General features: G+C 42.6%; 24 protein-coding genes. 13 read left to right on the top strand and 11 right to left on the bottom strand.

The features are described 5' to 3' along the window. Nucleotides 1-24 precede the first annotated feature (24 nt). Genes RM544_RS12830 through RM544_RS12820 form a run of 3 tightly spaced genes read right to left on the bottom strand, consistent with a single transcriptional unit; the run spans nt 25 to nt 2,736 of the window. On the bottom strand, nt 25-975 hold the full coding sequence (locus tag RM544_RS12830) for an SMP-30/gluconolactonase/LRE family protein (RefSeq protein WP_311362200.1): 951 nt from the start codon (nt 973-975) through the stop codon (nt 25-27). Continuing rightward, on the bottom strand, nt 959-1,933 hold the full coding sequence (locus RM544_RS12825; protein ID WP_311362199.1) for a 2-dehydro-3-deoxygalactonokinase: 975 nt from the start codon (nt 1,931-1,933) through the stop codon (nt 959-961). Before RM544_RS12825 ends, RM544_RS12830 begins: the two co-directional genes overlap by 17 nt. Then, nucleotides 1,933-2,736: an SDR family NAD(P)-dependent oxidoreductase gene (locus tag RM544_RS12820; RefSeq protein ID WP_432264486.1), complete on the bottom strand. Its 804-nt coding sequence runs from the start codon at nt 2,734-2,736 to the stop codon at nt 1,933-1,935. Before RM544_RS12820 ends, RM544_RS12825 begins: the two co-directional genes overlap by 1 nt. Before the next feature lie 151 nt (nt 2,737-2,887). On the opposite strand from RM544_RS12820, the gene RM544_RS12815 reads away from it, so the two are divergent. Genes RM544_RS12815 through RM544_RS12785 form a run of 7 tightly spaced genes read left to right on the top strand, consistent with a single transcriptional unit; the run spans nt 2,888 to nt 9,409 of the window. Beyond that, on the top strand, nt 2,888-3,586 hold the full coding sequence (locus tag RM544_RS12815; RefSeq protein WP_311362198.1) for a FadR/GntR family transcriptional regulator: 699 nt from the start codon (nt 2,888-2,890) through the stop codon (nt 3,584-3,586). A 12-nt stretch (nt 3,587-3,598) separates the two neighbouring features. Further along, on the top strand, nt 3,599-4,603 hold the full coding sequence (locus RM544_RS12810; RefSeq protein WP_311362197.1) for an XdhC family protein: 1,005 nt from the start codon (nt 3,599-3,601) through the stop codon (nt 4,601-4,603). 5 nt (nt 4,604-4,608) lie between these two features. Beyond that, nucleotides 4,609-5,223 (top strand): nucleotidyltransferase family protein, encoded by a 615-nt coding sequence (locus RM544_RS12805; protein ID WP_311362196.1) that lies wholly within the window; start codon nt 4,609-4,611, stop codon nt 5,221-5,223. 19 nt (nt 5,224-5,242) lie between these two features. After that, complete coding sequence (locus RM544_RS12800) at nt 5,243-5,743, top strand: (2Fe-2S)-binding protein (protein ID WP_311362195.1); 501 nt, start codon at nt 5,243-5,245, stop codon at nt 5,741-5,743. A gap of 20 nt (nt 5,744-5,763) precedes the next feature. Further along, nucleotides 5,764-8,046, top strand: a complete 2,283-nt coding sequence (locus RM544_RS12795) for a xanthine dehydrogenase family protein molybdopterin-binding subunit (protein WP_311362360.1) — start codon at nt 5,764-5,766, stop codon at nt 8,044-8,046. A gap of 42 nt (nt 8,047-8,088) precedes the next feature. Beyond that, complete coding sequence (locus RM544_RS12790; RefSeq protein WP_311362194.1) at nt 8,089-9,099, top strand: MipA/OmpV family protein; 1,011 nt, start codon at nt 8,089-8,091, stop codon at nt 9,097-9,099. A 49-nt stretch (nt 9,100-9,148) separates the two neighbouring features. After that, nucleotides 9,149-9,409 (top strand): DUF5062 family protein, encoded by a 261-nt coding sequence (locus RM544_RS12785; RefSeq protein ID WP_311362193.1) that lies wholly within the window; start codon nt 9,149-9,151, stop codon nt 9,407-9,409. Here RM544_RS12785 and RM544_RS12780 read toward each other — a convergent pair. From RM544_RS12780 to RM544_RS12770, 3 genes are all read right to left on the bottom strand, one after another. Then, nucleotides 9,401-9,802 carry a hypothetical protein gene (locus tag RM544_RS12780; RefSeq protein ID WP_311362192.1) on the bottom strand — a complete coding sequence of 134 codons (402 nt, stop codon included), beginning with the start codon at nt 9,800-9,802 and terminating at the stop codon, nt 9,401-9,403. The two genes, RM544_RS12785 and RM544_RS12780, sit on opposite strands and share 9 nt — an antisense overlap. 103 nt (nt 9,803-9,905) lie before the next feature. Next, nucleotides 9,906-11,975 (bottom strand): glycoside hydrolase family 97 protein, encoded by a 2,070-nt coding sequence (locus tag RM544_RS12775; protein ID WP_311362191.1) that lies wholly within the window; start codon nt 11,973-11,975, stop codon nt 9,906-9,908. Between the two features lie 154 nt (nt 11,976-12,129). Beyond that, on the bottom strand, nt 12,130-12,630 hold the full coding sequence (locus tag RM544_RS12770) for a prepilin-type N-terminal cleavage/methylation domain-containing protein (protein ID WP_311362190.1): 501 nt from the start codon (nt 12,628-12,630) through the stop codon (nt 12,130-12,132). A gap of 172 nt (nt 12,631-12,802) precedes the next feature. Here RM544_RS12770 and RM544_RS12765 point away from each other — a divergent pair, with 172 nt between their 5' ends. Both RM544_RS12765 and RM544_RS12760 read left to right on the top strand, forming a co-directional pair. After that, entirely contained in the window at nt 12,803-13,957 is a 1,155-nt protein-coding gene (locus RM544_RS12765) for an aminotransferase class V-fold PLP-dependent enzyme (protein WP_311362189.1), read from the top strand. 24 nt (nt 13,958-13,981) lie between these two features. Beyond that, nucleotides 13,982-14,575 carry an acyl carrier protein phosphodiesterase gene (locus tag RM544_RS12760; protein ID WP_311362188.1) on the top strand — a complete coding sequence of 198 codons (594 nt, stop codon included), beginning with the start codon at nt 13,982-13,984 and terminating at the stop codon, nt 14,573-14,575. On the opposite strand, the gene RM544_RS12755 is transcribed toward RM544_RS12760, so the two are convergent. After that, a complete protein-coding gene (locus RM544_RS12755; protein WP_311362187.1) occupies nt 14,572-16,695 on the bottom strand; it encodes a diguanylate cyclase in 2,124 nt (707 codons plus the stop codon). The two genes, RM544_RS12760 and RM544_RS12755, sit on opposite strands and share 4 nt — an antisense overlap. Before the next feature lie 294 nt (nt 16,696-16,989). Here RM544_RS12755 and RM544_RS12750 point away from each other — a divergent pair, with 294 nt between their 5' ends. Next, complete coding sequence (locus tag RM544_RS12750; RefSeq protein WP_311362186.1) at nt 16,990-17,160, top strand: hypothetical protein; 171 nt, start codon at nt 16,990-16,992, stop codon at nt 17,158-17,160. Between the two features lie 3 nt (nt 17,161-17,163). Here RM544_RS12750 and RM544_RS12745 read toward each other — a convergent pair whose 3' ends face one another. Continuing rightward, nucleotides 17,164-18,069, bottom strand: a complete 906-nt coding sequence (locus RM544_RS12745) for a TolB family protein (protein WP_311362185.1) — start codon at nt 18,067-18,069, stop codon at nt 17,164-17,166. 165 nt (nt 18,070-18,234) lie between these two features. On the opposite strand from RM544_RS12745, the gene RM544_RS12740 reads away from it, so the two are divergent. From RM544_RS12740 to RM544_RS12730, 3 genes are read left to right on the top strand one after another with little or no spacing between them, the layout of a single operon-like run. Next, nucleotides 18,235-19,881 carry a serine hydrolase domain-containing protein gene (locus tag RM544_RS12740; protein ID WP_311362184.1) on the top strand — a complete coding sequence of 549 codons (1,647 nt, stop codon included), beginning with the start codon at nt 18,235-18,237 and terminating at the stop codon, nt 19,879-19,881. Then, nucleotides 19,881-20,951, top strand: a complete 1,071-nt coding sequence (locus RM544_RS12735) for a sensor histidine kinase (RefSeq protein ID WP_311362183.1) — start codon at nt 19,881-19,883, stop codon at nt 20,949-20,951. The genes RM544_RS12740 and RM544_RS12735 overlap by 1 nt, the downstream gene beginning before the upstream one ends. Continuing rightward, nucleotides 20,952-21,641 (top strand): LytR/AlgR family response regulator transcription factor, encoded by a 690-nt coding sequence (locus tag RM544_RS12730; RefSeq protein WP_311362182.1) that lies wholly within the window; start codon nt 20,952-20,954, stop codon nt 21,639-21,641. It begins immediately after the preceding gene. 57 nt (nt 21,642-21,698) lie between these two features. Here the strand turns inward: RM544_RS12730 and RM544_RS12725 are convergent, their stop codons facing one another. The 3 genes from RM544_RS12725 to RM544_RS12715 are packed head-to-tail and all read right to left on the bottom strand — an operon-like array spanning nt 21,699 to nt 23,883. Continuing rightward, nucleotides 21,699-22,622 (bottom strand): hypothetical protein, encoded by a 924-nt coding sequence (locus RM544_RS12725; RefSeq protein ID WP_311362181.1) that lies wholly within the window; start codon nt 22,620-22,622, stop codon nt 21,699-21,701. Continuing rightward, complete coding sequence (locus RM544_RS12720; RefSeq protein ID WP_311362180.1) at nt 22,619-23,521, bottom strand: ABC transporter ATP-binding protein; 903 nt, start codon at nt 23,519-23,521, stop codon at nt 22,619-22,621. The genes RM544_RS12725 and RM544_RS12720 overlap by 4 nt, the downstream gene beginning before the upstream one ends. Further along, entirely contained in the window at nt 23,521-23,883 is a 363-nt protein-coding gene (locus RM544_RS12715; protein WP_311362179.1) for a GntR family transcriptional regulator, read from the bottom strand. Before RM544_RS12715 ends, RM544_RS12720 begins: the two co-directional genes overlap by 1 nt. Nucleotides 23,884-24,050 lie beyond the last annotated feature (167 nt).

Below are 24,050 nucleotides of genomic sequence, written 5' to 3'. Positions count from 1 at the left end.
AAACCCAAGACCCACCGATATGTTTTACAGTAAGCATATCGGTTCTTTAATTCCACGGATACTATGTAATTGATAGACAAAAATATTGCCAGCTTGAGGCTCTTCTAACAAACGTTCTGGAGCGAGTGAATGCTTGGCCGTTGTCACAATCAGCCAATCCATATTTGGACCGCCAATTGCTACGCTAGAACCCTGGCTAACCGGTAATGATAAACATAAATCAAGTTTGCCAGAAGGTGTATAGCGCACGACGCGTGAGGCTCCCCACTGCGCGTTCCAAACATAATCATCAGCGTCGACAATTGAACCATCAGGAAAGCAATGTCCCGTGGTTTCTGCGAAAATTCGCTTGTTGCTCAGGAGTGCATTTTGCGGCTCGAAATCGTAGGCATAGATACGGCGCTCTGGCGAATCTGCATGATACATAGTCTTGCCGTCTTTGCTCCAGCATAAGCCATTAGAAATAAGTACTTCTTGTACTTTTGATTGGCAAGAAACGGTATCTGATGATGACGATGATAAACAATATAGTGCGCCTTTGACGACCTTGTCAGATTGCAAGTCATCAAGCTCACTCATACTTCCTGCCCAAAAGCGCCCTTGGCGATCCGCCCTGCCATCGTTGAAACGATTATGAGAAATGTGCTTTTCAGGTTGGGCTAACCATTCAAGTTCACCTGTATCAAGTTGATATCGTGCAATACCAATATCAAAAGCGGCGATGATTTGATTCGGAATTTCAGTAAACGCAAAACACCCAATGCGATGGGGTACTTCGTAAGTTACGAGATGTTTGGTGCTAGGTTGATAGGACTGAATTTTTGCACCGACAATATCGACCCAATAAATAGCTTGTTCAGGCGCATGCCACAAAGCACATTCAGCTAGTATGCACTGGGAATCAATCGTGAACAGTAACTCGCCAACACCTTGTTTGACATGCTTTGGCCGTTGATGCTCAGGCACTTTTTTCACTTAACCCTAAAAAGCTCTGATATAAGGAATTAAACCCAAGCAATGTTGTTGCAGTAACCTTACAAATGTCGCTTTTGATATTTTGAGATGCCAACACGCGAGCAAAGCTTCTACTTAAATGCGGAGCTCCAATGATACTCACCAGATCTACAGACCCTAAACACCATTCCGTGGCATTCACAGCAGCCCTGATATCGCTGCCAATTAGCAAGCCTGACAAGTAGGAAGTTGCTTCCTCAGGGCTTAGCTGTCCAAATAATTGTTTTGACCTTACGCTAAACAACCCATGCATAAAACTACCTTGCTCACTTTTCAATGTAAAGGCTGCGCCTTTATCAAAGGCCTCCTGGTCGAATGCCGCCAAGTTAAACTCTGGGCCTTTGGATTGAATAAGTACACTGTGGTTCACAATCAAGTCGAAAAGCTCACCAGTTAACGCCGTTTTGAACAGTTTTATTTTACCATCTTCCACCAGCACCCATTTGGTATGAGTACCTGGTAAGCACAATAAGTGACGACCAACACGATTAGCAGGATCAAGTTGCAACCAACCTAAGATCTGTAATTCTTCACCCCGCATACAATCGTAATTATCATTTTCAAGTTGGCAACTGAGTCCTGGTACGATAGAAATCTCGTAGCCATTACAGGTAAAATTGATGCACGACTTCGCTAACTTTTGCGGTGATATTGGGCAGGGTAAATAAGGCGTTTCTTTCCAACCAATACTTGAACCAATCTGCCCAGACATGAGAATCGGCAACTTACCGTATTCAAACTCCCAAGGGGCAATACTTTGCATCAGTGTGTCTTCAAAACTCAGCGGAGATTTACTCACCCCAAGTCCAGCAGACCGTGTCACTAATTTGAGAGAGCCATCTTCGCGTATCCGACACAAAAATGCGCGTAAACGCGATGTGCCCCAATCAACAGCGATAAAATAAGAACTGTCGTTCATTATGTTCTCCCACCATCGATATTGAGACCATGCCCTGTGATCATGGCTGAATCATCCGAGGCTAAAAACAAGGCTAAATTTGCTACATCACGGGGTTCAATTCGCTTCTTTAAGGCCATAGCCTCAGTCCACTTTTCTTCTTCTTCCTTTGTCAGCCAACTTGCTAATTGACGATCTGTGGCGACCCAGCCTGGTAAAATAGCATTGACCCTAATGTTGTCGACGCCAAAATCACGCGACAAGGATTTTGTCATCCCCATGAGTCCAGCTTTTGCGGTGACATACCCTGTCATTTGTTGTGGGCCAATTAAAGCATTGATGGAACTGAAGTTAATAATGCTTCCTGCATGTTGCTCATGCATAATTTTGTAGGCTGCTTGGGAGGCAAAAAATGCCGGATCTAAGTTAACTTGCATACATTTATGCCAATCGTAGGCAGAAATATTTTCGACATCTTGGCGAGCATCGTTGCCAACATTATTCACCAGCACATGTAAACCGCCAAGGTCTTTAGAGGCATCGCTTATCGCTTGTTGCAAGGCCTCGGGATCCGTAACATCAACACTTCTAAACCAGAGTTTTGCATCCTTATCGATATCGGTAATGCATTCTTTCAAATGATCCGATGCATTCGTATCGATGTCGACAAAAGCAACTTGTGCGCTTTGACGAACAAACGCTTTTACCATTGCTGCCCCGATGCCTGAAGCACCACCTGTAATGAAAACAACCTTTCCGCGTAAACTCGGGTATAATGTGGTGTGCATTTGGCTAGATTCTGTCACGCAAAACTCCGTTTTCATTGCTAACACTTTATAGGCAGTTTAATTGCTTAATTGTTGTACAGCAAAAATGTAGATTACTGGGTATTATAAAGCGAAAAATTCAATTTGATAATTCAATCCTCAAAATAAATATGATATAACTGATTTATCATTTAACGGAATTTGTAACATGAAAAGCCCTCAAAGGCATAATTTAACACACCAGTTAACTCACGATTTAGGCATTGCCATCGTAAACGGTAAATACCCTATCGGAGAAGGAATGCCTTCCGAGGCCGACCTGTGTGCTGAATATGATGTGAGCCGCAGCTCAACCCGCGAAGCGGTAAAAATGCTATCTGCCAAAGGATTGATTTCCTCGCGCCCTAAACAGGGTATTAGGGTGCTTCCTGAAAGCCGCTGGAATATGTTTGATACCGATGTACTAACATGGATTCTAAGCAGTAAACCTTCTTTATCTCTATTAAAAGAATTCACCCAAATGCGTTTTGCTATAGAGCCTGAAGCCGCTGCTTTGGCAGCAGAGAACGCCAGTGCCGAACAACTAGCAAAAATTGAAAAGTCTCTCGCCCGTATGGCTGACGCTGATATGGGCTTGGACGACCCTTTAGAAGCCGATATTGAGTTTCATACATCAATCTTAGAAGCTAGCGGAAACCGGTTTTTTGCTCAGCTATCCGACTTTATCGGCACGGCCTTACGCGTGAGTATTCGCTATACAAATAAAATCAAAGGCGTTCCTGGCGCTGACGTAAACAAACACGCCGACATATTCAACACCATTCGTAGCAGAGACGCCAACAAAGCTCGTGAGGCCGTTTCGACGATTCTCGTTGAAGCACTAGAACTCATCGAATCAAAACTTTAAGCCTAGTTTAATATGGCAAACCACATCCAACAGTTGCTGAACACGTGGTACGAGCAGCGTGATCAAATGGAATGGGTTCTGGCTACGATCATAGAAATCGACGGTTCTTCTTATCGTAAGCCCGGTGCTATGATGATGATCAACAGTATGGGCAAGTATCATGGTCTGCTAAGCGGTGGCTGCTTAGAGTCAGATATTATGCGCCAAGCGAGACAATGTTGGCAGTCGGACAGAAACCATATTATCCAATATGACATGCGTGAAGAGGAAGATATTGCATGGCAATTAGGTATTGGTTGTGGTGGCTTAGTTCGAATTTTGTTGCAGGCCGTAAATAAAGAAAATAACTACTTACAACTAGATACTCTTCGCCATTATATTAATCGCAATCAAAGCTGCGAATATATTCAGAAGCTAACAGAAACAGTCCCTCACAACGAGCTTATTGAAAGTTCACCAGAGGGCAAACACCAAACCAGAGCGATAAGGTCAAAGTTAACGGACGGTGAATTCAAACAAACAATTGCCCCAGTAAAACATATCGCAATTTTCGGTGGTGGAGTGGATGCCATACCGGTTGCTAAAATCGCTGCCAATGTTGGCTGGCAGATTACGATAGCAGACCCCCGAACAGGCTATGCAAGATCAAACGAGTTTCCCGATGCAACACATATTTCAAAACTGCCATTTTGCAATATAGACGAGATGCCATGGTTGCAAGAAATCGATGCCATCATCATCATGACACATAATGTTCAGCTTGATGCTGACGCCCTCAATGCAGCTCAAGAAAGCTCAGCAAGTTATGTGGGGATGCTAGGTCCAACTCACCGAACAGAGCGAGTGCTCTCGATTCAAGGGCTTGAGCTGTCGACCTTAAAAGTACCTTTGGCCAACCCTATTGGTTTAAAGCTCGGGGGGGAGTTACCTGAATCAATTGCTTTATCTATCATTGCTGAGATTCATGCTCATTTTGAAGGGTGCGATGGCCATTCAATTAGTCATATTTTGGTGTGAAAAACTTGAGTCCATCAGATTCAGTACCCTACCATATTCACGCATTGCTATTAGCGGCAGGCGAAAGCAAACGGTTTGGAAGCGCAAAGCAACTCGCTCAAATACAGGAGCAAACCATAATTTTGCGAGCCTTGTCGCATTTTAGTTCAGCCAAATTCAATACACTGACTGTTGTTCTAGGTGCACGTGCAGAACAAATCAAAGAGTTATTGCCCCCAGATACAAATGTCCTGATAGCGCAGCATTGGCAACAAGGTATGGGTAAAAGTATCGCCGCAGGTGTTGAAAACTTGCCAGATAAAACCACTCATCTTTTCATTGGTTTAGCTGATCAGGTGGAAATTTACACAAAGCACTGTAACCTTTTAGTTGAAGAGTCACGAAAACAGCGAACTAGAATCGTTGCAAGTAGATATAACGGAAGACGAGGTGCTCCAGCGATATTCCCTCGTACATTCTTCTCTCAGCTTATTGAGCTGGACACCGACCGAGGTGCTCGAGATTTATTGCAAAATAGCGATGATGTCATCGAGATAGATTTACCGGAAGCTGCAATCGATATCGATACAGAAATAGAATTAAACGCCTACTTGGCAACACTGGCAAGTAGCTACAAATGAAAGCGCAAAGGATAATGACATGATTAGTTTTACCTTGAATGAAAAAGTCATCGAAGTAGATGCAGATCCAAGCATGCCCCTTTTGTGGGCTCTTCGAGATCTCCTCGATATGACCGGCACAAAATATGGCTGCGGAATAGCTCAGTGCGGAGCTTGCACGGTACACATGGATGGTAATGCGGTTCGTTCCTGTGTCATGCCTTTGTCAGCAGTGGCAGGCAAAAAGATCAAAACAATTGAGGGCTTACCATCTGATGCGAGTCACGTTATTCAGCAAGCGTGGTTAGAACATAACGTACCACAATGTGGTTACTGCCAATCTGGTCAAATTATGAGTGCTGTAGCGCTATTAGAAAGTAATCCGAATCCAGATGATGCAGCGATAGATACAGCAATGCAGGGCAATATCTGCCGTTGTGGTACCTACCCTAGAATTAAAGCTGCAATAAAAGATGCTGCGAAAAAGCAGACCGCGAGCTACAACTATAATCTAGGTAAGAATGTGGGAGAACAGGCATGAATAAATCCAATGATTCTATGATGCACAACCCCATTGACCAAGCATCATCAAATACCCAAACGAAACATGCGAAGCCGGTTAGTCGCAGAGATTTTCTAAAACTCACTGGCCTTAGTGCGAGTGGCTTAGTCTTAGGCTCTATGTTGCCAATCAGTCTGCCAGCTTGGGCGCATACCGGTGACCATAGCAACAACGCACTCAATTTGTTTGTGAGCGTAGAACACAATGGCCAAATCAACATTGTTTGTCACAGAAGTGAGATGGGTCAAGGGATACGAACTGGTATTCCACAAATTGTCGCTGACGAATTATGTGCAGCATGGGAAGATGTGAATGTAGTGCAGGGTTTAGCTAATGAGGAGTATGGAAGTCAGAACACTGACGGTTCTCGCTCAATTCGACGCTTCTACACTACTATGCGCGAAATGGGGGCAATGGCACGGACCATGTTAGAGCAAGCTGCTGCCGACAAGTGGGGTGTTCCATTAGCGGCCGTTTATGCGAAAGACAGTTTTGTTATCAACAAAGAGAGCGGTAAAAAAATATCTTTTGGCTCCTTAGCCGATGCTGCAGCGAAAGTCTCACCACCTGCAACTGATAGCCTGACATTTAAATCGAAAAAAGATTTCAAATACATTGGTAAGTCGATGCAGATTGTCGACCTGCCGAATATTGTCACCGGAAATACTGTATTTGGACAGGACGTAAAGCTTGAAGGTATGCTTCACGCGAGCATAGAACGGAACCCTGTTGTTGGTTCAAAGGTAGAAGGTTTTGATAAAAAAACGGCAATGTCCACAACGGGTGTTGTCGATGTTTATCAAATGCCAGAACAACCTGTTCCTGTGCTTTTTAATCCCATGAATGGTGTAGCCGTTATTGCTAAAAACACATGGGCCGCATTGCAGGGTAGAAAAGCCCTAGTAGTAAAGTGGGGTAAGAGCGAACATGACAGCCACGATTCAGCCGCTTATTTGGGTGAACTCAATGAAAGAATTGTTACTAAAGGCAAAGCAATTCGCTCTGCAGGCGATGCTTATAAAGCGCTAGAGAACGCAAGTAAAACAGTCGCAGCCACCTATACTATGCCCTATTTAGTGCATGCTCCTATGGAGCCGCCAGCAGCAACCGCAGTCGTCAAAGACGGCAAATGCGAGGTTTGGGCTTGTACACAAACACCCCAAAGTACGCAACAAAATGTGGCAGGGGCGCTAGGTATTGAAAAAGACAATGTCACTGTGCATGTAACACTATTAGGCGGCGGATTTGGACGAAAATCGAAACCCGACTTTTCAGTTGAGGCAGCACTATTGGCAAAACATACTGGCAAACCAGTGAAAGTTGTGTGGAGTCGAGAAGATGATATTCGCCAAGGTTATTATCATGCAATTAGCTCACAGCATTTTGCTGCAGGTATGGACGAAAATAATTCGGTGGATGCGTGGATTCAACGTACAGCATTCCCCAGTATTTCTTGGACCTTTACTGGCACCACCGACGAACCGTCAGACGGAGAGTTGAGCCTTGGCTTTGGCGATGTTCCTTTTGCGGTCAATAATATGTCGTGTGAAACTCACAAAGCCCCTGCACATATTCGTATAGGCTGGGTACGTTCAGTCAGTAATATTCAGCATGCATTTGCACAAGGGAGTTTCGTCGACGAACTCGCAGATGCGGCCAATATGCCACCGCAAAAAATGTGGCATCAATTGATCGGTGCGGATCGTAAAGTTGACCCCACAAAAGAGGGCTTCAAATATGGGAACTATGGCGAACCCTTAGATAACTTCCCTATTGATACTAAGCGTTTAAAGCATGTGCTTGATGATGTTGTCGCCAAGTCGGGCGCTGATAAACCTACTGCTAAAGGTGAAGCTTGGGGAATAAGCGCCCATCGCAGCTTTGTAAGCTATGTTGCAGTTGCAACTAAAGTACGCGTGAAAGATGGTAAGGTGAGTGTATTAGAAATGCATTCAAGCATCGATGCAGGTACGGTAGTGAACCCTGATCGAGTCCGCTCCCAACAAGAAGGCTCTATGATATTTGGCCTATCACTAGCGCTCATGGGCGAAATCACTGTGAAAGACGGCGCAGTAGTACAATCAAACTATAGCGACTACCAAGTCTTGAGAATGCCTCAAAGTCCAAAAATAGAAACCTATATTGTTGCTTCCGATGACTTACCAGGAGGCGTTGGTGAACCAGGAACACCACCGGTAGCCGCGAGCTTGGCAAATGCCATCTTTAGAGCATCTGGCAAACGCATACGCGATTTACCCGTTAATAAACATTTTAAGGTATAAGTACGTATAAGCCTCATGACCGAAAGTTTTAAATGAGCAAATATGACCAAGCCAAACAAAAAACGCACGCATAAACCTCTTTTTATTGCGTGCGTTCTTTTATTCTCGTCCCTTTGTGCACATGCAGCAAATGAAATCGAAAGCAATGCTGAAAATGACAAAAAGAACCGTGTTTCCTTAGGTGATGATGTCGCTAAAGCTGATCTCCCTATGGAAAGAAGCTTAACCGGTTTCGAAAACCTCAACGAAGAATTATCACTCTGGGAGTTTGGTGCAGGCGGCGGGGCCTTTTATAGCCCAAAGTATCCAGCATCTGGTGATAGTCGGTCTTTTGGATTGGTCTTACCTTTCGTTGTTTATCGCGGCGAAACCTTTCGCATTGGGGACGGGGGTGGCGCTAGAGCAGTGGTCGTTGAAAATGAAAACTTTGAAATAGACTTCTCTTTTGGTGCAGCATTGCCTGCCGACAGTGAGGACAATAGTGCTCGAGAAGGCATGCCAGAACTCGATTTTTTAGCTGAGATTGGTCCTCAAATGATATTTAAATTGGGCGATTATGACTTTGATAAAAATACGCAAGGTAAAAGTACTGGCACAAATTTAGGTAAAGGTCGTTTGGATCTGCGCTTGCAAGCGCGAGCGGTTTTCTCAACAGACTTTGGTAGTATCGACGATCGTGGTTTTATTTTCGAGCCGCAATTGTCCTATCAACATCGCGGCTTCAAACACGAAGATACCGCTATAACGGTGTCGTTCGGTGCCATTTTTGCAACGGAAAGAACACACGATTATTTCTATGAGGTCAGTCCTGAGTTTGCCACACCTGAAAGACCCGCATTCAATGCTAAATCTGGGTACCTAGGCTCTGAACTTTCTTTGGGAGTCTCTTTTAGAGTGAGTGAAGACATCAGAGCCTTCATTGGGAGCTCAGTACAACTACATAGCCAAGCAGCTAATAAGGACAGTCCATTATTTGAAAAGGAAGTCACTTATTCTATTGCCGCTGCGTTTGTTTGGCGTTTCTACAAAAGCGAAGAGAAAGCCAAATGGTGAATGTCAGGCTAACTTAGGTTAAGCTGTTGAAAAGAAGCTGGAGGCTTGAATGAAAAAAATTAAGAACGAAGCAGCACTGCTTAAGAAGGCCCTATTCATCGCAGAAGGTTATGCAAAGAAACGAGGGTACAATGGCTTTTCCGCAACCGATTCCGCCAAGCAGAAAATTGAAAGTCTATATCGCCTATTAGTGCATGATAAGTTAATAACAGCGCTTCCAGAAGATAAGGAAGACTTAGCTAGTTTAAAGCGTCGCTTAGTTGTCTGGATAATGCATCAGTTACCTGAAGACCATGAACTATTAAAGTAAACGGGCTTTCTTTGTCTCGGCAGTGCCGTTCTCATAAACTTGCGAAGCCTTCAAAAGCAGAAGCTCTTTAACCAGACTTGCTCTCACTGTTATTAGTGCATCCTCTAAATTATGAAAGACAATAGCTTGCTCAAAAACTTCCGCTATTCCCTTTTCATTGTTTTGAAATGCTAATTCTATATGACTTAATCGCTGCTTCTCTTCAAAATAGGCTTGTTCCAAAACAGTCAATGTAGCAATGCTTGTTGCAATCTTCTTTTCAAGCTCAACAGGCACATCTTGCTCGACATTTGCCCTTGCACTTTGACCTGCTAGCAAAGCAAATAAAGACAAAGCGAGTAAACCGCTTAAGATTATTTCTTTCGCTACTTTTGCAAAATTGCACAATTTCATTCTAACTCTCCGAAGGCTCATCTTGAATAGTGAAACTATACGAAGAATCAGAACACAATAATATTTATATATCGATATGCATTACATTCATTAATGTGATGGTTTATAGAAGCTTAAAACGCACTGCAGCGCCACCAGCAGCAGCTAACCTAAGTTTAATAAGATCACCCTTTTTCACCTTCTTCGTTTCAATGATGATGTCGTATGGGTTAGTTTTGAAATCTACCTTGTCGCCATCTCTATATATCTGTGCCTCGTAAGTAGCATCATCTGATAGAAAATCGAGTGCGACTGTCACGGTTCGCTCTTTCTCATCAGTAATAGCCCCCAAGTACCAGTCGTTACCGGAATACTGACGATGCTTTTTCTCTTTTCTCGCAATCACAACATAGTCACCAACCTTTCCTTGCAAGGCACGAGTTTCTTCCCAATCCGTTGGCACATCTTTAATAAACTGAAAGGGAGAAGGCTTATTTTCGTAATTTTGAGGGAGGTCTGCGGCCATTTGAATGGGACTATAAATCACAACATATTGTGCCAACTGGCGAGCGATTGTGCTCAGTGGTCGTAAGAATTCTTTATTTCCCCACTCTGGGCCGCCTTCATTGACCCTTTCATAATCCAAATCAAATATGCCTGGCGTGAAGTCCATTGGGCCGGATAACATGCGAGTAAATGCCAAGAGTGGAATATGACTAGGCGGATTCGGTGCTGCCCAGCCCGAATTGTATTCCTGACCACGAGCACTTTCTCTAGATATCCAGTTCGGGTAAGTTCTTCGAAGCCCGGTGTCTTTGACTGATTCATGCGTGTTAATAGATAAATTATATTTTGCTGCGGTACTGACATTTTTAATGAAATGATTAACCACATCTTGGCTATCGGTATATTCGTAGCGCATGATGCCGTTTTCGTCTCGACGTTTTAGGTTTTGTCCATGAGCAACATAACCTGTTTTAATTTGTGCAACACCGACTTTCTCATATAGTGCAAAACCGGCTTCCATTTGGCTTTCATAATTGGTAATTCCACCTGAAGTTTCATGGTGTCCAATGAGTTTTATCCCAACACTTTTAGCGTGGTCGGTCACCTTTTTTATGTCGAAATCAGGGTAGCTTTGTGTAAATGAAAAAAGTTCGGAGTTAGCAATCCAATCACCATCCCAACCAGTATTCCAACCTTCAACCAATACACCATCGAATCCATGTTTCGCCGCAAAATCCATGTATTCAATAGCTCTCTCGGTTGTGGCGCCGTGTTTTTCGCCCGAACCCCAGCTAAATTTATCGATATGCATTCCCCACCAAATACCAATATATTTACCGGGTTCAACCCAGCTTACATCGCCGAGTTTATTTGGTTCGTTCAAGTTTAATGATATGTAAGAATTGATCAATGACACGGCACTATCACCCACCGTAATTGTGCGCCAGGGAGAAGTAAAATCCCCTTTCTTTCGCACAAGCACACCGTCTGCTCTTGGAGCGAGATCCGCAGTAAACTTACCTAATTCTTGTTTAGTCAAACTCATGCCCGCAAAATCAACTAAGGCTGCTTCGTGGATTGCAACATGGGTTCCATCTGGATATTCAACTGTCATCGGTGTATGAGCAGTTGCCACTTGATTCAACAGTGTTTCATTATAAAGATACTCGTAGCGCTCTCGACCTTGTCCTGGGATCCAGTAGGCTTTACCGGCGTGAGAGTCGGGTAAGAAAAACTCGGTCAATTCACGAGTGATTGCTAACTCACCTTGGTTTTTCACTTCATACCGAAACCCAATACCGTCATTAAAGACTCTAGCTCGAACCAAGAAAGATATGTTTTTGTCGACTTTATGGGTAAACGACACTAGTACTTCATTGTGGTGATCACGGATTAAACGTTGCTCACCCCAAGGTTGTTCCCAAGTTAAATCGACAGCGTTGCGACTGACTTCACTTAATGAAAAGTCACGATAAAATGAAGGGGCTTTTACGAATGTAAAACCAAGCTTGCTTGGTTTGATTAACTCTTTGCCCTTATAGATTAACTTATATTGAGCAAGGTCATTATCATCAGTAAAGACTAGTTGAATCGTTTTGTTTGGCGACTCTACTAGCACATCTTTTGCGTGAGCAATATCGCTGACACTAACCAGCACCAGTGAACTTAATAATATTAGAAACCGCATGTAGCTCTCCTTGAAAACGAGGTGTTTTATGAAGTAGCCCTAATTATAACACCTTAAACGATTAAGTTAATAGCATGTTAAATGGGTAACATAAGAAAGTCGTTCACGCGATACGCTAGTGAAGCAGGATGTAGCTGAGGGTTGCCCGTCAAGCTCAGTCGTTTATGGTTATTTCACCGGTGATAGAGTTGTATACCACAGTAAAGCTTGGCTCTGCATTATATGTATAACGACATGAACCGCCGCCAAGGTAAACGCCTTGAAACGTTTGATTGCTATTGTTATTTACTGATGCGTCTTGTGTCGACAATACTGCACGCCACACATCCAAACAATCATTGGTGCTATTTAAAGTAAGACTGGTACCACGCGTATCGGCTGGATACCCAAAGCTGTTGACAGATAAGTCGCCTAACACTGCTGGGTCGCTGATTGGGATGAAATCTTGCACTGCCTGCCCATTAGCTCGGACTAACCATGCGATATGAACCTGATCTACACCACTTCTAAATGCTGAGGCGATACCTTTAAACGCAGCGCGATTAGCATCTTCAGCAAAGTTTAAAAAACGCGGAATAGCGACTACAGAGAGAATGCTCAAAAGAATAATCACTAGAATTAATTCGATAAGGGTAAAGCCTTTTTGTGCTCTCATTATGTAGCTGTTCTCTATGTTTGATATCAATACTTCAATCACATCCTGCTTGCCGAGTTAAAAATAAAATGTGCTTTATCTATTCACTCTATGCAAAAATACAATCCTGAAAGAATAGGATAACAAAGCAGTACGACTTTGCGTTACCAAAATCAACATAAAGGTATGAGTTTTGAAAACTGATCTAGGCCTTGAGAACCACGCCAAAGGGTATAAAGAACACTTTTATCCAACCAAGGGAACCTACGCTCTATCCCATTCAGTAGGGCCTTTACCACGAGTTGCAGAAGCTGCACTTAAGCAACATTACCTTAATCCTTGGGCTGAGTTGGGGGGCGATGCTTGGCCACATTGGCTAGAAGTCATTGATGACTTTTGTGTCAAGGTAGGAAGCCTGATTAACGCTGATGAAAGTGTGATCTGCCCCCAAACTAATCTAGCCTCGGGCTTTTCAGCGTACTTAACAGCAATTGCGAAGTTAGATAAAAACCAAAATCGTCGCACTGTATTGATGCATAAAGACGCTTTTGCCTCAATGGGTTTTGTGGTCAGCGGTTTAGCACAAAGCCATGGCTTAAAACTCGCACTCGTCCACTGCGAACCTAACGACATAGACGGATGGAATACCGCCCTAAAGGCTCATGATGTTTTGGCTTGTCTGTTTACTCATGTGCATTCAAACACATCTCAAAAGTCAGATGTGAAAGCCTTAGGTCACTTAGCCAAAAAACAAGGCGTATATGCCTTAGTTGATGTTGCTCAATCAGCAGGGATCAGCAAAATTGATGTTCAAGATTGGGGTGTTGACGCGCTTTTCGGATCATGTGTGAAGTGGCTTTGCGGAGGCCCCGGCGCTGGCTACATGTATGTGAAACAAGATCAAGTTGACACGCTAGAGCCAGATATCACTGGCTGGTTTTCACATCAAAATCCATTTGAATTTGATATACTTCATTATCGAGCAGCATCCTCAGCAAAGCGCTTTTGGGGAGGTACGCCCAGCATAGCACCCTTTGTGATGGCAAGTGCATCTATAGAGCTAATGTTGAAGATTGGTATCGACAACATAATCGCTTACAACAGGGACCTCAAAGCAGGCTTAATTGAACGCTTACAAGCCAAAAGTACCGTGTCTATTCTACCAGCCTTGAAAGACATTGAGCAGCAAGGAGGTAGCTTGTGTGTGGGAGCGAATGATATGGATAAAGTAGAAGGAAAGCTAAAAAGCGCCAAGATACACTTTGATCGCCGTGAAAACATTTTTCGCTTGTCTTTGCATATCATGAATGACATTGAAGACTTGGATGCTATTGCAGCTTGTTTTTAATCACTTACACCACATACACATAGTATGAATTATTTAGCGCACATCCATCTGGCCAAACTAAGCGAAACCAGTATGGTCGGTAACTTCCTCGGCGACTTTGTTAAAGGAAGTGAGCTTTCTCATTTAGACGAAGAGCACCAACATGGCATTAAACTGCATCGAAGAATCGATAGTTTTACTGATCATCACAAAAGTATCAAAAACTTAAGAGAAAGCTTTCCAAAAGAGCTTCGTAGAATGTCTGGTGTGGTTATCGATATTCATTTCGATCACCTGTTATGTCAGCATTGGCAAAGCTTCGAAACTGAGAGCCTGGATGATCTATTAAGTCGTTTCTATAGCAAACTCGCGAATTTCGATAGCCCAGTAAAGGGTCGCTTTCAAGCAGTTAGAAAAGGGCTTTTAGAATATCGCTGGCTCAGTGATTACCAAGCCTTATCGAGTTGTGAACGCGCGTACTATCAAATTGAAAAAAGATTAAAAGGGAAAGTAGTGTTTGCAGAGGCTGCGAATGAGTTTGTCCAAAACAATAAAACGCTTTTTTCGACACATTTTTTGCTGTTTTATCCCCAGCTAATTCAATTTGTCAAAGCTGAGTCTGAGTCAATCTGGAACTAAACAACCCTAATAGTAGTTTGGTTACGACCGCTTCTTTTGCTTGTATAAAGCTGCTCATCTGCAATAGTGATAAGGCGGTCTAGTGGAAGTGAAAAATCGTCCTGAACAGAGACTAATCCGCAACTCATGGTAAATTTAATTCGATGCTCGTTGTACTGGACGTGACCCACTTCAATACGCTGCCTGATACTTTCAACAAAGGCCACCGGGTCTTTGCTATCAGCGCAATCAATCAGAATAATAAACTCTTCACCACCATAACGCGCAACAATGTCATGCTCTTGGTGACACATTTCTTGCAACGCCTCAGCAACTTCAATAATGCACTGATCACCCGCTTGATGGCCAAAAGTATCATTCACCTTCTTGAAAAAATCAATATCGGCCAACAGGAGCGCGAAGGGTCTTTGTTGGCTCGCCAAGCTCTCATGGGCAACAAGTGCCAGTTGATCAAAAGCACCTCGGTTATACAAGTTTGTCAGCGCATCCCGTTGAGAGCTTTCGAGCAATTTAAGGTTTAGTTCCTCAAGCGCTTTCGTTTTGTCATCAACTTGCTGCTTTAGGTTTTTTTGGAAGTTTTCACTCACTTCTCTAGCCGTAATTAAACTGTGAGTTACAGCTTCCATTTCCCGACTAATGGTAGATTCTGGTAGCAGTTTATCGACTGAAATTTTGCGCTCTAAAAAGCCTTCTAAGTTGACCAAAGGGCGAGTGATTTTTGTTGCCAACCTATTCGCCATTAAACCAATCAAAATAAGTAAAACGAGTAGTGTCAAACCAATATACAAAAAGTAATTCACGATGCTGGTGAATACCTTAGACGGTGGCGCTAATGTATAAATATTCCATCCATATCGATTCTGACTGCTGGCATACATGAAAGGTGTACCAGAGATATCGAGTACCGGCGTATCTCTCAAAAAGGGGTTAAATGATCGCTGCACTTCGAAAAGTGACTTCCGATCCAGCTCTAAATTCAGCGAGCTATAAACAATAGCATTTGCATTATCCGTCACAATGACGTCAATTCCGTTATTCTCTAGTCTATCCAATGCATCAAAATTCACTACTCGTTCAAGCTTTGTCGCTGCCTGCACAATACCGATGAACTCACCATCACGCATGATAGGAGCAGCGATAGCCACAATGTCTAAACTACCTAAACCCCGTCCTTCTAACACCTTTGATATAAACGCTTCCTGCGTTGTCTTAGCTTGTTGAAAATAATTTCGCTGAGCAATAGTTAAGTTCTCTAGGTTAGAGAAAATATCTGCGTAAGCTTCAGGGGCGACTACTGTCACATTGCCTAATGCGTCACTCACCAACATACTCTCAATGTCGTCATTTGAATTGGCAACCGCGTTTAATAAGGCCCCTTTGTTCTTTAGGGATGGCAGCGTTTGAATCGTTTCTGCTGCCGAAATAACAGTGTGTAGATTATGCTCAATACGGTCAGTAATAATTTCATCGAACTGCAAAGAGGCGCTAACAAGCTCCTTACTAATACGCTTCTCTGTTTCATCAGCAGATTGCCAAGTAAATACGAGCGTGACCAGTATGGTAGGTAAAATGACACTGACGATACACAATTCAAAAACAACATTTGAAAAGCGTGGGGCTTTTGGATTAAAACGCTTGAACTGGCTAACCGTTGGTACAAACCAATAGGCAAACAAGGCAAAAATACCACACACAAAACCGTTTAAACTAATTGTAACCCCAGTAAATAACGAGGAACGCAGGTTCTGATCGCTTAAGAAATGCAGGATACTTAAGGTGCTTGGTAAGCCTATCGATAACCAAAAAGAGAACACGGCCACAAGAAAGTTTATTTTCAACCGCACTAAGGTTAGTACAAAGAAATACTCGAGAGCCTGCACCCCAACAAAATAGAAATTGGCAAGTTGTGAGTAGAAACTACCTAAGCTAGCCAAAAGAACTAGTAGACTCAAGCGCAGTGGTAATACAAGAATCGATAAAAGAGCAGCAATACTGCCGAAATAAAGCTCGATCGTGCCATAAATAGCTATATTACCAAAGGCATTTAAGCCAATCGCAGACAGGCACAAGAGAGCACACACAAGCCAATCTCTGACTGCTGCGTTGTTTGTCTTTTTCATACTTTGCTCATGCTTGCTCATTTAGTATATATCGACCACTCAAAGCTCTTCATTACTCTACCTTTTTTATCGGCTTATCAGAAACCTTTTTTTATATCTGCGTATGACAATAAAATGACAAAACCGGTAAAATGCATTAATATGACCTTAAATCTTAAACATCAAAAGGATATTGACCTGTTTAAGACGTTTTTCCGATTATTTCCAGCAATCCGGATGATAGGCACTAGGTCAGTGCAAAAAAGCAAATCTCCTAAGCACCTACATCCATTCATTTTTCAAAAAGGATTTATCATGATTTTTAAAAAATTTTTCAAGCGTAAATACCCTTACGGTCCTATTGCATTTTTAGGTAGGAAAACAGTAGAGCGTTCACTGGGCGCAGATATCAAAAAGCTCAAAAAAGTAGAAAAAGAGCTTGAGGCTGAAGCCGAGGCAGAGGCAGAGGAGCAAAAGCAGTCTTAGCCATTAGTGCGGACAAACTAGGGCTACGGTTTTACCGTCGGGAGAAATCGCAGTGCGAGAAACGCCCGAGCCACATTTTGCATGCTCGACGGTAACCTTTGACCACTCTCCTTCTGAACTTAAGTCGCCGTCATTTGCTAACTTTACTTCCGTATAATACAAACTATTACCATCGCTTGTGACGACATTTCCATTCGCACTCACTGAGAAGTACTGACTACCTTTAGGAAGCTCAGCGAGGACTTTTTTCACGCGTGTTTTTTGGTGGTAAGCCTTTAATTCCGTTTTATCAGCTGCTCGCGAATAAAGAAACCAATCGCTGTTATTCACCCGATACAAGCTTGCACCGATATTATCGTCAATTACAGCGCCTTTATTATTAGGCTTATCAATACTTACTTTTTGCAAAGTATGCGGTTCGCCTAGCACAAATAAAAGAAGTTCTTTTTCATTCATCCATACTTGATACCCCACCGGCTCTATTGCAGGCACATAGTGCTGAAGCGGCTCACCTGAAAAGCCCAATTGCCAAAGTTCTTGCTTACCTTCCGCATTAACCCTAATAACTGATAAACCATTTCCATCGGGCGTTGGTGTAGGTGAATATTCACTTTCACTAGACTGACTTACATTCCGGACGCTTTTCGAAGGCAAGTCATACACAAAAATATCCATTTGTCCGTTTTGCGCCTCTTCGCCTTTAAGCTCTTGCGTAAAATACAAACTGGAAGCGTTAAAAAAATAAGGCTGATTTGTGTAAGCTGGGTTATTCGTTACAGCTTGCAAATTTGAGACAATTGCCTCTTCACCTATTCGTAATTCCCCCATATAGATATCACTGCCTTGCTGAGCATTTGCTGTTGATATAAGGCAAAGCCCAGTAAGTAAAATCAAAACAATGGATTTCATAACTATCCTTAAACACAGTGTTAAATGGCATCAATAAGCCTAATCAAGATACTCTAAGCTAAGCTTTCCCGTTTGTCACTTCTATTGACCGCTGGTCATATTTTTATTTCTTCATCAAAATATTTGAGTACAGTGATAGCGTCCAGTAAAGAAAAAGGAATCGAAATGAAGAAAGTGACTAAGATAGCATCTCTGTTTATTCTTGCGCTTGCCATCCAATTAATGGCATTGCCACTTACTTATGCTAGCGAAAAAAACACATATGATGGAATGTGGCGAGGCGAACTACAAATATCAAAAGGGGTTAAACTTGCCATAGGTATTGAAATTAGTGAGAACAATAAAACACTCACCATCAATAGCCCCAATCAAGGAATGCATGACCGAGATCCAAGCCGCTTCACTATTGACGGTCAGAGTATTTCTTTCTTTGACGAGGGTTTAAGTGCGACCTTTGAAGGTAAAGTAGTTGACGACAAACTTGAAGGCACTTTTACTCAAGGCAAAACGATGCCTTTAGTGCTTCACAAGTTATCTAAAGACGACTTAAATAGAATGTCATTTGAAGGTAAGTACATTGGCGACTTAAAAATCAATGCAAGCAGCACGCTTCCCCTAGCTTTGCATATTGCTGTGATCAAAGACGGCTATTCTGCAGCGCTTGATAGCCCTGCACAAAATAGCTTTGGGATCCCAATAAACGAAATATCGATAGATACGCAAAAATTAAGCTTTACGTCAGAGATTCTAGGCGCCAAATTTTCTAGCACGAAAAGTAGTGAAGGCTACGTAGGCACTTTCGTGCAAGGCATGCCAATGCCACTTACATTGAGTAAGGTCAATGATAAAAATGCTCATTTGCAATTTAAGCCTGCTGAGTTTGGTGAAAAAGGTGGAAGCGTAGCCGTGATAGAAAATGGCAAGATCACTACCCGATTTTGGGGTGAGCATGGCCCAACGACACAATATGAAATAGGCTCAATTAGTAAAACATTCACTGCGTATCTGTTATCAAAGCAAGTAGTAGAGGGCCAGCTCGAATTACAAACCACCGTTGACCGTTTTTTTGAAAATGCGTCTCCTATTTCTATGCAAGCACTAGCGACTCATACGAGCCGCTTGGAGCGCAATCCTCCTAGCCTACAAAAAAGCATGGATCCACAAAACCCATTCAAGCATATTACGCGCGAAATGTTGCAGGAAGATTTGCTTGCGCCAACGTACTTACCGGAAGAAAACAAACATGAATATTCTAATTTCGCCTTCGCTGTTTTAGGTGAGGCACTGGCGATTAACCGCAATACAGATCTCGCTAATGAAATGCAAACACATATCTTCGACGTGTTTAAAATGGACAATAGCTACCTCTCGGTTGACACTGTTCCTGAGATAAATAATCCGGCAAAAAGTATGGCGCAAGGTCATAATGCCTCAGGTTTAGCCGTGCCTAAATGGACATTGGGTGCTGCGTCTGGTGCAGGTGCAGTAGTTTCAAGTCTTGACGATATGATTAAATACGCTGAATATATGATGCTGATGTCGACGGAACAGAACGCACTTGCCAAGTTGCTATTCACACCCTACACGCCCACCGCCGGTAAATTTGAACAAGGATTAGGCTGGATGCTTATGAAAGACGATAAAGGACAAACATATGCTTGGCACAACGGAATGACAGGCGGGTTCAGTACTTTCATGGGCTTTTATTTGGATGGGTCAAGAGCCGTTATCATGTTGAACAACCAAGCGAGTAGTTTTGACCAAAAAGCGCATCAACTACTAACTCGTGACAAATCTCTGCAGAGTATTTAATGCAAAGCAGATATGTACACTACTATCAGCTCTTAGCTTGGCTATCGGTATTTTCGGTAATAACAGGTAGTATTCACTTCACTAGAGGCTTGGCCCACCAAGAAATTTATTTTGCGATCACTCTGATTTTTGGAACCGGTCTCTATTCTTACGTCAGCCGTTATGGTTTCAGACGCTTCTTGAACACTGCAAACATATTTTATCAAGTCATATACTTCATCGTTCAATCGATGCTGGGAGCGAGTTTCGGTACATCCCTTATGGTGCTTTGCATCCTGCTATTCATCTACTTTGGCTCAGTGCCTCCTATCCCTGAAGGTATGCATTGGTTCGCTATTAAAACGATGTTTTGGGGTAATTGGTATAATATGTTTGGCGCTTCGTTGTTCTGGTCAGTAGTGTACCTTTTGCTGACAAAAGTTCGCCAGCTTTACGCGATAAAAGAAGCGTTAGCCAGCAGTCAATTAGAAGTATTGTCGCAACAATTGAACCCGCACTTCTTGTTCAATACCTTAAACAACATACGCGCCAGTATTTTAGAAGAGCCTCACAAAGCTAGAGATTCACTCGCTCAATTATCGGACATGTTACGTTATTCATTGGAGCAGCACCAAAGTGCAAAAGTACTCCTTGAGAAAGAGCTTGAGATTCTGCAGGAATATATCGCCTTATGTAAAATACAATATGAAGATCGATTAAGGTTTGAGAGTGAGGTAAGTGACGAGGCTCAATGCGCATTGATACCAAAAATGCTGTTACAGTTGTGTGTTGAAAATGCAATCAAGCATGGCGTAGCGCGCTTGGTCGATGGCGGTGTTATTTCTCTTAAAATAACAATCGAGCAAGCAAACGCACTGCATATTCATGTCAGTAATCCGCTGCCAAAAGTGAATGAAAATATCTCGACTCAATCGAACGCAGGCATCGGAATAAAGAATATTCGCCGACGGTTAGCGCTGTTATATCCCAAAAATAGTGTAGTGTCCCCGTCACTATCACTGTCCTACGATAATGGTTTCGCTACTGTGAGTATCGTTCTTCCCTTAGAACAATTTGAGGAAAAGAAATAAATGCGCATTGCCATTGTTGATGACAGCCGCTTGGCAAGACTCGAACTAAAACAGCAAGTGCTGGCGATAGGCAATGTTGAAGTTGTTGCTGAGGCTGCTAACGTGCAAGATGCACTTGAGATTTTGAGGCACAACACTATCGATTTACTCTTGCTTGATATTGATTTGCCTGATGGTGACGGTTTCGATATTTTGGAGCAGTGCCAAGAAATGCCACAAGTGATCTTCGTGACAGCATTCAATGAACATGCAATCAAATCATTTGAATACAATGCGCTCGATTACTTATTAAAACCCGTGCGTCAAGAACGCTTGGAAAAGGCTTTGTCAAAAGTACGAGTCCAAAAGGAGACCCTTAGTCCTGAAAAACGTATTTTTATTAAAGATAGAGACGAATGTTATTTTGTGAGCGTGGACGAGATCTTCGCTTTTGAGGCTTTAGGAAATTACACAAAAGTCTATTTTGATAAAGCATCACCATGCGTTCACCGGCCTATCAGTGCTATCCATGAACGCTTAGATCACGATTTATTTTTTAAAGCGAGTAGGAGCTGGCTAGTCAATACGCACTTTATAGAATCTATAGACGCAATGGAGAATGGCTCGCTTCAGGTCGCACTGAAAAACGGCCTGAAGGTGATTATTTCCAAAAGACAAACCAGCGAATTTAAAAGACTGTGGGCCTTGTAGCTCAGATTGCATGAGTGCAAGCTGAGCCAAGCTAGAACGTTTGTTTTACTGTGTTCTCTACTCGTGGCTACGATTCACTCTCAACCAATACGTTGCGCCCATAAAGACAGCACCTAAACCCAAGGGAATCATACCCACTTTACTCATAATCGCTTTTGGAATTAAATCAGGTGTAAAACCGTCATTTTCAAACGTAAATCGTATGCCATTCTCAGCAAGCAATTCTGGGCTAATCGAAAGATAGTCTCTTAATGCATAAACAAAAAAGAAATCGCCACTATTGAACACTTTCACTATGACGACTTCAGCCAGCATTACGAATACAATCGGCAGAAGCGCCCATAAAAACGGTGCTCGACCTGCAATCATAGATGCCAACATTAACCATGCAAATATTGGAAACATCCACAAGGTCATTGGAATAATGCTTAAGAAAACACTCATAATTGGAGTGAGCAAATTCACCGATGACGCAAACTGCCAAACGCCAATATCAGGGCCTGATAGGGTAATCGACATTAGGATCAGAAAGAAACTAAACCCAACAAAAATTAAAGCCATAGCCGCCAAAATGAAAGTGATGGGTATAACGAGAGCACCAGTGACGAATTTCACAATGATATTTTGCAAATCTGAAACCGGTAACGAACGCCAAAAATAAATCGATAAGTCTCGTCGCTCGTCAAACAAACATGATAAGAAATAGCGTAGCTGAGATAGGCCAGCAATCGATAGAAATATCCCCATCACAACTTGAACAAGAAGGAAGCCAAAACGATCAAGTTGTTCGCTAGCATCAGGATATTGCGCCAGTTTAATTAAGTTACCTATATTCTCCATTTGGTAGTCATTTGCCGTAAGGAGTTCAAATGCTAGCAGCACGAAGAACAAGGCTGCCATGACAATCGGGGTCCATACAAAGGTCTTCTGAGATTCCCAGATTTCGCGTTGAAAGCTACTTTTTATTTGCTGATAGTTCATGCGTTCTCTCCTTCGACTTCTTTCTCGTCAACAACTTGCTCTTTCGACATCAAACCAACAAAAATATCGGCTAACGACGCTTTTTGAACTTTACCCAAGTCTGAAAGTGGTACATGATTTTCTGGTAGCTGATTGAGATCGATTAACATACTGTGCAACCCCATCATGCTCGTGGAGTACAGTGGCTTTAAACTTTGCGCTGTAGCCAAGTGTTCATTATCGACGGCTAACAATTGATAGCGAGCATTTAGGTCTTCGCAACTTTCAGCCAACACAATTTCGCCATCGCGGATAAAAGCGACATCAGTCAGAATATTTTCAATCTCTTCAATCTGATGCGTGGTCACTACAATGCATTTTTCTTCGGTGTAAAACTCTTCCAGAAGATGGGTGTAGAATTGGCGTCTAGTAAGAATATCAAGCCCCAGTGTTGGTTCATCTAATACCAAAACCTTCGCATCGACAGCCAAGACCAAGGCTAAATGTAATTGTGTCACCATGCCTTTGGATAGCGTTTTCACTTTAGACGACAAACTAATATTCGTTTTTGCGATGAATGCTTTGGCTTTTTGAATATCGAAGTTAGGATGAACACCTTCCATATAACTCAGCGCATCGGAAACTTTTAACCAAGAAGGTAAAACAGCAACATCAGAAATATAGGCGACGTCTTTCAACATATTGATACGCTGTTTTCGCGGGTTAAAAGAACAGACTTCTATATCGCCTTCATAGCTTGTTAAGCCCAACATAGCGTGAAGACAAGTACTTTTGCCTGCCCCATTAGGCCCAACTAAACCTAAAATTTGACCCGGCATTACAGAAAGGTTGAGATTCTTCAATACCGGTTTCTTACCGTAACTCTTACTCAGCCTGGTCATTCTAATTAAGGCTTCCATTATTTCCCCTCCTTTTGTGCGCTCAGCAGTTGTTCAGCAGATAGTTTGAGACGAGCAATTTGCTCTAACACGACAGGCCACTCTTTTTCTAAAAAGTGACTGCGTTCTCTTGCCAATATGAGTTCTTGAACACCTGCTTTTACAAATAGGCCTAAACCACGCTGTTTTTCAACAATTTGCTCGTCTTGTAACATCTGATATGCCTTAGAAATGGTGACCGGATTAAGTTGATATTCTGCAGCCACTGTCCTAACAGATGGTAAGGCTTCACCTTCAGTAATGTTGCCATCTAGAATCCGACGAATGACTTGCTGATAAAGTTGTATGTAAATAGGGATATCGTTATCCCATTGTTTAGACATAGGTCTTTCCTCGTCATAGTTGTTTTAATTACCGACTATAGTTAAGTGTTCAACACAAGTGATAGAAGCGAAACTAGGTGTCATACATCACCAACACACCAATACTTAATAGTGTTATACATCACCAACACACCTTAGGCAAGTTTTTATTATCGGTGTTTATGCTT

Source organism: Brumicola blandensis, assembly GCF_031846165.1.
Lineage (GTDB): Bacteria > Pseudomonadota > Gammaproteobacteria > Enterobacterales > Alteromonadaceae > Glaciecola > Glaciecola blandensis.
This window is presented reverse-complemented; position numbering and strand designations above follow the sequence as displayed.

Coding starts and splice junctions, on each gene's coding strand:
- RM544_RS12760 (WP_311362188.1), top strand. CDS start 13,982: ATGAATTATTTAGCGCACATCCATCTGGCCAAACTAAGCGAAACCAGT.
- RM544_RS12750 (WP_311362186.1), top strand. CDS start 16,990: ATGATTTTTAAAAAATTTTTCAAGCGTAAATACCCTTACGGTCCTATT.
- RM544_RS12755 (WP_311362187.1), bottom strand. CDS start 16,695: ATGAAAAAGACAAACAACGCAGCAGTCAGAGATTGGCTTGTGTGTGCT.
- RM544_RS12715 (WP_311362179.1), bottom strand. CDS start 23,883: ATGTCTAAACAATGGGATAACGATATCCCTATTTACATACAACTTTAT.
- RM544_RS12815 (WP_311362198.1), top strand. CDS start 2,888: ATGAAAAGCCCTCAAAGGCATAATTTAACACACCAGTTAACTCACGAT.
- RM544_RS12800 (WP_311362195.1), top strand. CDS start 5,243: ATGATTAGTTTTACCTTGAATGAAAAAGTCATCGAAGTAGATGCAGAT.
- RM544_RS12730 (WP_311362182.1), top strand. CDS start 20,952: ATGCGCATTGCCATTGTTGATGACAGCCGCTTGGCAAGACTCGAACTA.
- RM544_RS12745 (WP_311362185.1), bottom strand. CDS start 18,069: ATGAAATCCATTGTTTTGATTTTACTTACTGGGCTTTGCCTTATATCA.
- RM544_RS12825 (WP_311362199.1), bottom strand. CDS start 1,933: ATGAACGACAGTTCTTATTTTATCGCTGTTGATTGGGGCACATCGCGT.
- RM544_RS12780 (WP_311362192.1), bottom strand. CDS start 9,802: ATGAAATTGTGCAATTTTGCAAAAGTAGCGAAAGAAATAATCTTAAGC.
- RM544_RS12720 (WP_311362180.1), bottom strand. CDS start 23,521: ATGGAAGCCTTAATTAGAATGACCAGGCTGAGTAAGAGTTACGGTAAG.
- RM544_RS12820 (WP_432264486.1), bottom strand. CDS start 2,736: ATGAAAACGGAGTTTTGCGTGACAGAATCTAGCCAAATGCACACCACA.
- RM544_RS12795 (WP_311362360.1), top strand. CDS start 5,764: ATGCACAACCCCATTGACCAAGCATCATCAAATACCCAAACGAAACAT.
- RM544_RS12735 (WP_311362183.1), top strand. CDS start 19,881: ATGCAAAGCAGATATGTACACTACTATCAGCTCTTAGCTTGGCTATCG.
- RM544_RS12740 (WP_311362184.1), top strand. CDS start 18,235: ATGAAGAAAGTGACTAAGATAGCATCTCTGTTTATTCTTGCGCTTGCC.
- RM544_RS12810 (WP_311362197.1), top strand. CDS start 3,599: ATGGCAAACCACATCCAACAGTTGCTGAACACGTGGTACGAGCAGCGT.
- RM544_RS12790 (WP_311362194.1), top strand. CDS start 8,089: ATGACCAAGCCAAACAAAAAACGCACGCATAAACCTCTTTTTATTGCG.
- RM544_RS12785 (WP_311362193.1), top strand. CDS start 9,149: ATGAAAAAAATTAAGAACGAAGCAGCACTGCTTAAGAAGGCCCTATTC.
- RM544_RS12775 (WP_311362191.1), bottom strand. CDS start 11,975: ATGCGGTTTCTAATATTATTAAGTTCACTGGTGCTGGTTAGTGTCAGC.
- RM544_RS12770 (WP_311362190.1), bottom strand. CDS start 12,630: ATGAGAGCACAAAAAGGCTTTACCCTTATCGAATTAATTCTAGTGATT.
- RM544_RS12725 (WP_311362181.1), bottom strand. CDS start 22,622: ATGAACTATCAGCAAATAAAAAGTAGCTTTCAACGCGAAATCTGGGAA.